Genomic DNA, 11,514 nt, shown 5'->3' on the forward strand with positions numbered 1-11,514 from the left:
AGGTAGTTATATACATTCAACTGCTTATTCCCTTGTATTGTCACGAATTTTATTTTTGAATACAGAGGTGAATTGCTAAAAAAGTTACCCAAATCCAAATCAGAAATGAATTCCATATTGTAGTTTTAAAAGGCTGATCTCAAAATACTATTTTTTTGAAAACTTGAGATAAGATCAAAGAGTAGTAACTTATTAAAAGCTCGTTAATCTGTATAAAGTACGCGAAGAAATGACGCGTACAATCGGAACTCGACTAAAAAAGAAGACCTCGCGCTTGGCGCGAGGTCTGTAAGTCTTCTGTGATCCCGCTGGAATTACAAATAAAATCTCTTCAGAATTTAATTTTTAAATATTGTAAATTAGTATCGATAAGTCAACCCGAATAAAACTAAGTAACCACGAATCGCAATTTCGCACTTTGATAGACTAACAAATAGACCAAAAACAAAAAACCCGCGCCAAGCGCAGGTTTCCAGTTTCTCCAGTGATCCCCTTGGGACTCGAACCCAAGACCCATACATTAAAAGTGTATTGCTCTACCAACTGAGCTAGGGAATCATTTCCCCCTAAAGGGAGCGCGAAAGTAAACATTTTTTTCAAATTCCAAGACTTCTCACAAAAAAAACTCACTCCGCGTGTATAATTTTCTTCAGGAGAGATATTTGCCCGAGATGATAGTGCGTATGTTCGGTAACGCCCAGTAAATTCCGGCAATAACTGCCGTATTTAGGGTCGGCAAAATCCTGTAGTAGTGTTGCTTCCTCTAATTGTTCAATAAGTACGGCGAGTTGGTCCGCCTCTGTTAAGGCTTTGTTGACCAGCTCCTGCCAGGCTTCTTCAGAGGTGATAGCAGGCAGATCGAAGCTGAATTTATCGCTGGCGTTTAAAGGTGCTCCTTCGAGGACTTTTAAAATAGCACTCACATAATAGTTAATATGAAACACTAACACTGCGATGGTGTTGAGATCGTATACCTTTGTGGTGGCTTGTTTCCAGTTAATATCTTTGAGTGTATCCTTTAGGTTTACGCTCGTCCAGTTACCTCCAAAATGAACATCTCTGAAATGTTTCGATATTTGTTTTGTTGCTATCATGTTATAAGAATTGTGTTAAACGACAGTCAGTATGCTTTTCAATTGGGGGGCAAAGCTCAATCCCCATTTGTCAACAGCCGCAATCAGCGGCAGGAGTGTTTTTCCTGATGCGGTGAGATAGTATTCTACTCTTAAGGGCACTTCTGCATACACGTTTTTCCCTAATACCCCATGCTGTTCCAGTTCTTTCAAATCCTTTTGTAATACCCGACGGGTGATACCGTTAATGGCATTCACCAGGTCTTTGGGACGTTTTATTCCTTTGGAGATTTCATCGAGTAAACAAAACTTCCATTTAGAACCGATTACTTCCATCGCTATGGTAAGACCACAATTATAATCAATGGGGATTTTTCGCTGATACATATGCTACTGCTACTTTAGGTGTACAAAATTAACAAAACGACCACTCACGGGCATAGTGATAAATTAATCACTGACTGATTAATTTGACCCTTATTGGTCAATCAGTGTACGATTTTCATATTTGCTAAAATATAAAAAAAAGATGAAGAAGACATTGGTGATCATCATTCATTCCAGCCTGGAAACCTCCCTGATCAACAAACGGTGGGTGGAAGAATTGAAAAAACATCCTGAAAAATATACCTTACACGATCTGCATCGCTTATATCCGGATGAAAAAATTGATGTAACGAAAGAACAGGAAATAATAGCCGCCTATGATAAGATGATATTCCAGTTTCCTTTCTACTGGTTTAACTGCCCACCACTTTTCAAAAAATGGCTGGATGAAGTATTGACGCAGGGCTGGGCATATGGCGCCGGCAGCGGCTATCAAATGGCCGGGAAGAAAATAGCATTGGGTATTTCCGCCGGCATTAATAAAGAAGATTATACCACCTCCGGAAGATATAAATACACGCTGGCGCAACTCACCGCTCCATTTGAAATAACTTTTAACTACATAAAAGCCGAGTATAAATCATTCTTTGCCTTTTATGGTGTGGAGCATCATCCTACAACAGCACAGGTAGATCAAAGCGCCGGAGATTATATGGCTTTCATAGATGGCTTATAAAAAAGATGTCCTTAAAATTAAAAACGTGATACCATCCTTTCAAATGGTATCACGTTTTTAATACGATGTCTTTACACCTTCAGAAATACCTTCTTTTTATACATGAAGTACAGGAACAGCCACTTTACAAATACAAGGGAGATCGCCAGCGCCACTGCGCCGAATGGATCACCCACCAATTGTCCCAGCCATTTAAAAAATGCGTTGTTGGTATAACTCCAGTCAATGAAATGCGCAGAAATATAAATGAGGATAGAATTCATCCCAATCACCCGGAAGAAAAACGCCCATTTTTTATATCCCAATATATCAATCACGTAATAGAAAAGTGCGAGCAACAACAAGCTGATACCACCTACCTGCAGCACAAATGAGCTGGTCCACAGATTTTTATTGATAGGAAAATCCAGATTCCATAACTGAGCCAGCACTAAAAACACCACACCGGTAAGCGCCATCAAGCCTACCTTTTTCATGGGTGGCATAGGACTGTTACGTAATAAATTACCGGTAAGAATTCCCAACATGGCGGTACTGATAGCAGGGAACGTAGAAGCAAATCCTTCCGGATCGTGAATGCCCAGATACAACTTACCCGGAACAACCAGGCGATCCACATAAGAGGCAAAATTGCCTTGCATGGTAAGATCACCAGGCGCAAAACCGGGTGCCGACGTAAACTTGAGCAGCAACCAGTAAGTGACAATGATCCCTACAAACCAGATCATTTGCGCCCGCTCCTTTGTATACAGGTAAATAATATTGGCAAACATATAGGCCAGACCAATCCGCCCCAATACACTACAAAAACGTATTTCTGAGATGGGATGTAGTTGTAGCCCATTGTTATAAATGATTCCCAACAACACCAGGATCAGTCCTCTTTTTATGACACGCAGCAAAAGCTGGCTCCGGTTCTTACCTTTCTCTAACTCACGCCCAACAGAATACGGCGTTGAAACACCCGCCATAAACAGGAAAAGCGGGAAAATGAGATCATAAAAGTGAAAACCATTCCAGTCGGGATGCTCCAGCTGTACGGCTATCGCCTCCCAAAAAGGCGACCCGGTAGCTTTGGCAATCTCGTGGAAGATAGCTCCCCCACCCATAATCCAGAACATATCAAATCCCCGGAGGGCATCTAATGAGTAAAGCCGGCCTTTCTTTTCACCTTCACCAGTGGTTGCAGCTACTTCCCCGGCTTGCAACGGAAATGTTGTTAATGTAGGCATGAATGATTCGTTATAATTCAAAGACTTTGGTTGCACGCAGCATACAAGCTACTAAAAATGAAATTAAAAAAAATTAAAAATTAACCGGGACTTTTTTTGGGGCAATGCTAATCCTTACCTGTCAGCCATTTCCGCCAATAATCCGCCATCCAGGGGACAATGTTCTCTTTAACATAGATAGCCTTCATAAAATACCCTATATTTATTATGCTACCCAGGCTTTCTATTTCAACCCGTATAAATTGCTTTATGCCAACAGCTATCCATGTCTACCTGCGTTTTTTTATGGCGATGCTCTTTAGCGTCAGTGCAGCATCTGCATTTGCCCAACGCCATCCGAATTATACCGAATCTGCCGTAGGAACGTATACGTTGCCATCTCCCTTCATCAACAGCCATAACAAAAAAGTAAAGACCAGGGCAGACTGGAATGGCCGATGCCGGAGTGAAATATTAGCGCTGTTTAAAGAAAATATGTACGGTCAGTTTCCGGGGCCATCTTCGCAGTTACATTTTGCCGTGCAGAAAATTGATAGTAATGCTGTTGAAGGGCTGGCCATTTCCAAACAGGTGCGCATTTATTTAGCGGCTGGTGACCAGGGGCCTTACATAGACCTGTTACTGTATGTTCCGTCCCACGCCACCAAACCGGTTCCGGTATTCACGGGCTTTAATTTTAAAGGAAATCAATGCGTAAGCACGGATCAAAACATTATCATCTCCCAAAATTATCTTGATTTACTACACCTTAAAAACGAAAACGCCACTCCCGTAAGAGGTGATCAGGAAAAATGCTGGCCGGTGAAAACCCTCATGGAACACGGATATGGATTAGCCACCGCTTATTATGGTGATCTGGAGCGGGATGATCCGGACGGATGGAAAACGGGCATCAGAAGCACGTTGGCCGGGCAGCTGCAGCTAAAAGATACCGACTGGTGCGCCATGGGTGCCTGGGCCTGGGGGCTGTGCCGCATCCTCGATTATCTTGAAACCGACAAAGCAGTGGATGCCACAAAAGCAATCGTAATAGGTCATTCCCGTCTTGGTAAAATCGCGCTATGGGCCGGCGCCAACGACATCCGCTTTGCAGCCATCATCTCCAATAATTCCGGTGAAGGCGGAGCCGCGCTAACAAGAAGAAACTACGGACAAACATTAAAGGGTATGACCACCTCATTTCCTCATTGGTATATTTCGAAGTATAAAAGTTATGCGGATGATGTCAATGCCCTCCCGATAGATCAACACATGCTATTGGCACTGCTGGCTCCACGTCCTCTATATGTAGCCAGTGCCACCAACGACCGCTGGTCAGATCCCTATGGCGAATTTCTGAGCGCAAAAAATGCGGAACCCGTGTATGCGCTGTTTGGCAAAAAAGGTATGGAGACTGATACCATGCCCGCTCCTGACAAGTCTGTTGGAAATACCATCCGGTATCATATTCGCACCGGCGACCACGATATTGTACACTTCGACTGGATGCAATACCTACAATTCGCAGATGACCTGCTGAAGTAATACGGCAAAGCGGTCATCTTTATTAAAAAAGATGACCACTTTGTTCGTCTCAAAACGTGCTTGTATTGTATAGGTAAAGGGTAAGGAGGTTTATATTAAGATGACAAACAACAGAAGGACATTCTTTCAATGCCCTCTGTTGATTTGTACATGGATAAGCACTAATACATGGATGAATGATTACTGTTATATCCCCGCAAAACGCGGAGCTATGTTCCTTAAAATGGCGGAAGGAGTGTTGGCAATCTTATCCACGACCAGTACCTGATACTTGCTTTGGCCGCAATTCTCAACAAGGTATAAGTCCTCTTTCAATCGTTAAAATGCCATTTTATAACTGCATTGAAAACAAGATAAACTGCATCCAACAGGTCCTTTTTCGATACATAACCGTTTGTTTATATGTTTATTCGTATATTTATCCGACCAAGGGCGTTTTACGAATTTGTAATTGTAGTTGACCCGGTAGTAAAAACATTCGTTCCTATTAAATATAGTATGTTCCTATATTCCTTTTATTCCACTCATCGCTCCATGGCCAATCCGGTATGCAAACTGGTGCTCCTGCTTTTATTTCTATTGCCTGTTACGGCCCGGTGCCAGGAACCCTCACATACCCAGTATACGGTTAAAGATGGTTTGCCGGGAGCTATCATCTACCAGGCCCTGCAGGATAGAAATGGCTTTATATGGTTTGCCACCAATCAGGGTGTTAGTCGCTTTGACGGCAGAACATTTAAAAACTACTCCAAAGAAAATGGTTTGCCAGACAATGAAATCCTCCGGCTATACCTCGATAGAAACAATAACATGTGGTTTATCTCCATATCCGGGATACCCAGCGTTTGTTATAATGGCAGGATACAAACGCTGGATCAGTGCAAAGGTGTTTTCTCCATCTCAGAAGATCGCATGGGCGACTCGATTTTCCTCCATTCCAGTTTTTCAGAAGAAGGCGCCAAATTACACAACGGGCGCTATTCATCCCCTGACAAAACGGGCGCATGGAAATTTACCTATCAGTCTTTCGGGACTGACTATGCTCCCTACTGGATTCCCCAGCTAAAAGCATCTACTGAAAAAAAATTTAATTTTTACTTTTCGCTATCAGACGAGTACACCTATAAACTCACGATAAATAGTAAAGCTGGCAACAGCTACGTCTTCCCATATTCTCCCCCTGATGGATATTTTCTCTTCACCATGAAATTCCTGCATACTTTCAATACGAGAAAGGGATCACTCCTGTTCTTCACGGACAGGTTATATGAAGCAGACAGCTCCGGACTAAAAAGCATCTGCACCATTAAATCGCTGCAGCTGGAATATCGCGACATCAATGCGATTTTCTGTGAAAATGACAGCACCCTCTGGTGTTGTACCAGGAACAGGGGCCTGCTCAGGATAAAAAATTTCCAGTCCCCCGACCGGACCATCACCACTTTTTTTCCAAAAACATTTTGCACCTCCATCCTGAAAGACCATGAAGAGGGCTATTGGGTCACCACCTATAACGACGGCGTATATTATGTCCCTAATCTGAATGCTCACTATCTATCAGGCTTGCCGAACCTGGCGGATAAAGACGTAAAAAGTATTAAAGCCGTTGATAACAAACGAGTGGTAGCGGGTTTTACAAACGGGAGCATTATTGAAGTTAATCTGGCCGACTTAAAAAGTAAAGTCTATTCCAAATGGAATGATTCCAATACCAACAACCGGATCATGGATATTCAGACCTATGGTAAAGATCAACTGATCATCGCCAGCGATTACGGTCTTCATCGTCTTAGTCCTGGCGATATCTGCAAAACCATTTTTCGCGGTATCAGTTTGAAAGGCGCCTTTATTATATCTGACACCGCCGTGGCCCTGTCCACCGGTGCAGGCATATACATCTATAACCCCAATAATAATAACTACAGGGTGATCTCCCCCCATAGAACCACCTGTATAAGCGGCATAGGTGATACCTTCTACTGGGGATCATTCAGTGGTGTATATTTCTATACAAAGGATTCAATCACCTTCCTGGGAAAGAAATTTCCGCAGTTAAGTGGTATTATCAACCGGATCAACATGGCGCCGGATTCGGCTATTTGGATCTCCACACCACAAGGCCTCCACATATTAAAACATGGACGCCTCACGACGATCGGGAAAGATCAGGGGCTATTGAGCGATATGTGTAAACATGTCCTTTTTGAGGATAATATAGCCTGGATATCAACAGACCGGGGTATATCCCGGGTAGCTTACCATTGGGACCACCATAAACTTGTATATACTACTTCCGGTATCACAGAAAATGAAGGGCTTATCTCTTCCGATGTTAATCAAACGGCTGTCAGTGACCAATACATCTGGGCGGCAACGGTCAGCGGTATCTACTTTATTTCCAAAAATGACAGGTCACACACGACGCCACACCCGCTGATCAATATTAATACAGTGGTCAGGGGAAACGAGGAAATCGTTTCCGGCGACACCGTGGCAATTGATTACCGGAAAAATAAATTACGGATCGAACTATCCGGTATTTCCTTCCGGAGTGGAAAACAAACCACCTATCAGTACCGATTTAAAGATCTGGATAGCAACTGGACCAATACCGCTACCGATGTACTGGAATTTTCTACCCTGGCCTTCGGTACTCATACTTTTGAGGTAAGGGCTGTAGACCGGTGGGGAAATAAAAGTAACCCGGTAAAAAAACTGACGATTACCGTGCGTCCACCATTCTGGAAAACATTCTGGTTTATCTTATGCACCTATCTTTTAACCGCCATCCTCATAGGCTGCTTCGTTTACATCTATTTCCGGATACAACAACGTAAAAAAGACAAGATATACCAGATCAGGAAAGGAATGGCAGAACTGGAAATGAAAGCACTGCGGGGACAAATGAATCCACATTTCATTTTTAATTGCTTAGGATCAATACAACATCATATATTACGGGCAGATACTGTAAACGCCAATTTATACCTGTATAAATTCTCGAAACTGATCAGGAATATTCTACAATATAGCGTTGCTGCCGACATTACGCTCGCAGAAGAACTGGAAATGCTGGAGCTCTACCTGGACCTGGAAAAAGTGCGCCTGGGAGACCGGATGAACTATACCGTGGAAGTAGCAGCAGACATTGACCCTACAGATATCAGTATCCCTTCCATGATTATTCAGCCATATGTAGAAAATGCTATTAAACATGGTATCACTCCATTGGAGAATCAACAGGGAAATATTCGCATCTCTTTCAGCCAAACAGACAATTACCTGGTATGTACTATTGATGACGATGGTATTGGTATCAACGCCTCCATAGCCGCTCATAAAACCAGCTTTCCGGGCTACATATCGTTAGGTACCGGCATTACCAAAAGTCGCATCGATATTATCAATGCTATTCAAAAGGATAAAATACTGTTAGAAACATCGGACAAAGGAGCAAACGACCCCTCCGCACACGGCACAACGGTACGCGTATCGTTTCCGATATTAAATGATTAGCTATGACTATACAAACTATTCTGATCGAAGACGACGAAAAAAATATACAGGTAGTCAGTGACCTGATCCAACAATTTGGACCCGAGCTGGAAATATGCGGAACGGCAGGTCATGTTAAAAAGGCAGTACAACTCATTGAAACCAAAGCACCGCAACTCGTTTTCATGGACATTCAAATCGCCGATGGTACCGGCTTTGATGTGCTGCGTAAATTATCTACCCGAAACTTTGAACTAATCTTTATCACCGCATTTGATAATTACGCCATCAAAGCATTCAAGTTCGCCGCCGTCGATTATTTACTTAAACCTGTTGGTATCAATGAATTCAAAGATGCCCTTGACCGGGCCCGGAAAAGAATTAATGAAAAATCCAAACATCAGCATATCGATACCCTCCTGCACAATATGATCCAGCAAAGTAGCCAGGATCGGAAAATCAGTGTGGCTACCGTTACCGGCTATGAATTCCTGGATCTGAAAGATATCATCTGGTGCCAGTCGGAAGGAAGCTATACCACTTTTCACCTGGTCAATAATACAAAACTTATTTCCTCCCGTGGACTGGGCTACTATGAAAGTCTGCTCAGCGCCAATAATTTTTGCCGCATACATCAATCCACCATTATCAACCTCCGCTTCATCAAAAGCTATATCAAAGGAAAAAGCGGTTTTGTCACCATGAGCAACGGCGTCAAACTGGAAATTTCACAACGACGAAAAAATGATTTTCTGAACACTTTGTAACACAAGATAATGATGCCCCTGCGATGATTCCCATCTTTCCCTTATTTTAGCGGTTTGGTGGTAACGGATGATATCCTTTTTACGCCTGTACAGTAGCTTTACATTTTCCTATATGCAAAAAACGCGCAATCATCCAACAGCATTGCCATTCCTGTTTCTCTCTGAAATGTGGGAACGATTTGGTTTTTATTTGATCCTCGGTATTTTCCAGTTATACCTGACAGACACGTCAAAAGGTGGCTGGGGCATGGATCGCGCTACTGCAGCCGACATCTTCGGTACCTTCATCGCCTTTGTGTACCTGACGCCTTTCCTGGGCGGCCTGATAGCCGACCGCAAACTCGGTTACAGTAAATCCATCATCATTGGCGGTATATTAATGGGGTTCGGATATATTGGTTTGTCTGTACATAACCTGACCGTTTTTTATCTGTCGCTCGCACTGATCTGTATAGGTAACGGCTTTTTTAAGCCCAATATTTCCACTTTGCTGGGAAATGTATATAACGATGAAAAATATCGCAGCCGTAAGGATACCGGGTATAATATTTTTTACATGGGTATTAACATCGGCGCCTTTATCTGTAACTTTTTTGCGGCCTTCCTGCGAAACACTGTAGGCTGGGGCGCAGCATTCATTGCTGCCGGCGTAGGGATGTTCCTGGGTGTGCTGATTTTCGTTATTGGTATGAAACATTACAAACACGCGGATGTTCGCAAACCTGTGCAGGAAGGCGATATGCCGCTGAGCAGGATCTTCTCCGTCGTGTTCCTGCCAGCCATCGTAGTGGGATTGGGCGCCTGGTTTATTCCCGGCAACATCTTCGGTTCCGACTCCACCGACGCATTCATTTTTGCCTGTATCCCCATCCTGTTCTTTTTCGTGTCTCTTCTGATGAAGGCTGATGCAAATGATCGTAAACCAATATCCGCGCTGTTGGCCATTTTTGCCGTATCTATTGTATTCTGGGCCGTATTTAAACAAAATGGTACTGCCCTTACTACCTGGGCGCAATATTATACAGACAGAGAAATCCCTTCCGCCATTGAGCAGCCGGCGCAGCGCCTTTACCTCGTAGAAACGGTGGTGAACAAGCCGGATTCTGTGACCGCATATGATAGTGAATTCAGAGTAATACGCGACGCCGCAGGCAAACCAACGAAAGTATGGGACAAAGTACCCTATTTCAAAAACGTAGCGCCGGAGAAAATGCCGGCAGCAGGAAAAAGTATCAGCTTATATAATACAGAGCTGTTTCAATCCATCAATCCATTCTTCGTGATCACGCTAACGCCTTTGCTGGTATTATTCTTTGCCTTGCTGCGTCGACGCAACCGCGAACCCTCTACCCCATCAAAAATAGCATGGGGACTGCTGATATCGGCCTTGTCAACACTCATGATGGTGGGTGCGGTATATATGTGCAGCAATGGCGCCATCAAAGCATCGCCCTGGTGGTTGATAGGATCTTACGGCATCATCACCGTAGGTGAATTGTTCCTCAGCCCCATGGGATTATCGCTGGTATCCAAACTAAGCCCGGCACGTATTACCTCACTGATGATGGGGGGCTGGTTCCTGGCCACCTCCATCGGCAATAAGCTCTCCGGTATTCTGGCTACTTTATGGGACACCTATGATAACAAAGCGAACTATTTCCTGGTGAACTTTCTGTTGCTGGGCGGTGCAGCGATGGTAATTTTTATGATGCTGCGCTGGCTGAACAGGATTTTTAAGGAGTATGTGAAATAAGGTACGCTTCCCGCCTTCGTCATTTTGGATACAACTATCTGCATTATGGCAACGTGCATAAGCCGCGGCCGGCCGAATTTTGTATTGTAAAAAACGAAACAATATGAAAACAATTTTCATCACCGGTGCTTCTACCGGTTTAGGCAGGGCCACCGCGGAATTATTCCATGAAAAAGGTTGGGCAGTAATAGCTACTATGCGGCAGCCGGAAAAAGAAACCATCCTCTCTCAACTGAAAAACGTGACCCTGTTGCCGTTGGACGTTACCAATCCGGAACAGATCAGGACTACCACGCAGCAAGCCATTCAGCAAGGCGTAGATGTAGTATTCAATAATGCCGGCTACGGCCTGGTAGGGCCCATGGAAGCCATTAGCGATGAACAAATAGTACGTCAACTGAATACGAACCTGCTGGGTGTACTGCGGGTGTCTCAGGCATTCATCCCTTATTTCAGAGAGAAGAAAGACGGTATGTTTATCACCACTACTTCTATGGGCGGTTTGTTTACCTTCCCCTTAGGTTCCGTATACCACGCCACTAAATTTGCGCTGGAAGGCTGGAGCGAAAGTCTCTCTTTTGAAATGGGACTGTTTAATGTAAAAGTA

The 11,514-nt window shown here is 43.7% G+C and carries 9 protein-coding genes and 1 tRNA gene; 6 read left to right on the top strand and 4 right to left on the bottom strand.

The window, feature by feature from the left end; all coding sequences use genetic code 11:
- Positions 1-485: 485 nt before the first annotated feature.
- The 3 genes from VIP81_RS07450 to VIP81_RS07460 form a co-directional block, all read right to left on the bottom strand.
- A tRNA-Lys gene (locus tag VIP81_RS07450) sits at positions 486-558 on the bottom strand.
- Between the two features lie 68 nt (positions 559-626).
- The gene (locus VIP81_RS07455) at positions 627-1,094 is read right to left on the bottom strand and encodes a DUF1572 domain-containing protein (protein ID WP_331957980.1); all 468 of its coding nucleotides are present in this window, start codon (positions 1,092-1,094) and stop codon (positions 627-629) included.
- Positions 1,095-1,109: 15 nt separating this feature from the next.
- Positions 1,110-1,460, bottom strand: a complete 351-nt coding sequence (locus VIP81_RS07460; protein WP_331957982.1) for a helix-turn-helix domain-containing protein — start codon at positions 1,458-1,460, stop codon at positions 1,110-1,112.
- A 142-nt stretch (positions 1,461-1,602) separates the two neighbouring features.
- Between VIP81_RS07460 and VIP81_RS07465 the strand changes: the two genes are divergently transcribed.
- Positions 1,603-2,136 (top strand): NAD(P)H-dependent oxidoreductase, encoded by a 534-nt coding sequence (locus tag VIP81_RS07465; RefSeq protein ID WP_331957984.1) that lies wholly within the window; start codon positions 1,603-1,605, stop codon positions 2,134-2,136.
- A 71-nt stretch (positions 2,137-2,207) separates the two neighbouring features.
- On the opposite strand, the gene VIP81_RS07470 is transcribed toward VIP81_RS07465, so the two are convergent.
- Positions 2,208-3,368 carry a DUF5009 domain-containing protein gene (locus VIP81_RS07470; RefSeq protein ID WP_331957986.1) on the bottom strand — a complete coding sequence of 387 codons (1,161 nt, stop codon included), beginning with the start codon at positions 3,366-3,368 and terminating at the stop codon, positions 2,208-2,210.
- A gap of 249 nt (positions 3,369-3,617) precedes the next feature.
- Here VIP81_RS07470 and VIP81_RS07475 point away from each other — a divergent pair, with 249 nt between their 5' ends.
- From VIP81_RS07475 to VIP81_RS07495, 5 genes are all read left to right on the top strand, one after another.
- On the top strand, positions 3,618-4,892 hold the full coding sequence (locus tag VIP81_RS07475; RefSeq protein WP_331957988.1) for a hypothetical protein: 1,275 nt from the start codon (positions 3,618-3,620) through the stop codon (positions 4,890-4,892).
- Positions 4,893-5,390: 498 nt separating this feature from the next.
- Positions 5,391-8,408: a sensor histidine kinase gene (locus tag VIP81_RS07480; protein WP_331957990.1), complete on the top strand. Its 3,018-nt coding sequence runs from the start codon at positions 5,391-5,393 to the stop codon at positions 8,406-8,408.
- A 2-nt stretch (positions 8,409-8,410) separates the two neighbouring features.
- Positions 8,411-9,154, top strand: coding sequence for a LytTR family DNA-binding domain-containing protein (locus VIP81_RS07485; protein ID WP_331957992.1), 744 nt, complete (start codon positions 8,411-8,413; stop codon positions 9,152-9,154).
- 112 nt (positions 9,155-9,266) lie between these two features.
- A complete protein-coding gene (locus VIP81_RS07490) occupies positions 9,267-10,907 on the top strand; it encodes a peptide MFS transporter (RefSeq protein WP_331957994.1) in 1,641 nt (546 codons plus the stop codon).
- A 103-nt stretch (positions 10,908-11,010) separates the two neighbouring features.
- Positions 11,011-11,514: SDR family NAD(P)-dependent oxidoreductase (locus tag VIP81_RS07495; RefSeq protein ID WP_331957996.1), on the top strand; the 504-nt coding region annotated here is incomplete at its 3' end.

The sequence above is a fragment of the Chitinophaga sp. genome (genome assembly GCF_036566945.1).
Taxonomy (GTDB): domain Bacteria; phylum Bacteroidota; class Bacteroidia; order Chitinophagales; family Chitinophagaceae; genus Chitinophaga.

What these genes read in the sequence shown, in the direction of transcription:
- VIP81_RS07475 (WP_331957988.1), top strand. Translation starts at nt 3,618, where the DNA reads ATGCCAACAGCTATCCATGTCTACCTGCGTTTTTTTATGGCGATGCTC.
- VIP81_RS07465 (WP_331957984.1), top strand. Translation starts at nt 1,603, where the DNA reads ATGAAGAAGACATTGGTGATCATCATTCATTCCAGCCTGGAAACCTCC.
- VIP81_RS07455 (WP_331957980.1), bottom strand. Translation starts at nt 1,094, where the DNA reads ATGATAGCAACAAAACAAATATCGAAACATTTCAGAGATGTTCATTTT.
- VIP81_RS07480 (WP_331957990.1), top strand. Translation starts at nt 5,391, where the DNA reads ATGTTCCTATATTCCTTTTATTCCACTCATCGCTCCATGGCCAATCCG.
- VIP81_RS07460 (WP_331957982.1), bottom strand. Translation starts at nt 1,460, where the DNA reads ATGTATCAGCGAAAAATCCCCATTGATTATAATTGTGGTCTTACCATA.
- VIP81_RS07490 (WP_331957994.1), top strand. Translation starts at nt 9,267, where the DNA reads ATGCAAAAAACGCGCAATCATCCAACAGCATTGCCATTCCTGTTTCTC.
- VIP81_RS07485 (WP_331957992.1), top strand. Translation starts at nt 8,411, where the DNA reads ATGACTATACAAACTATTCTGATCGAAGACGACGAAAAAAATATACAG.
- VIP81_RS07470 (WP_331957986.1), bottom strand. Translation starts at nt 3,368, where the DNA reads ATGCCTACATTAACAACATTTCCGTTGCAAGCCGGGGAAGTAGCTGCA.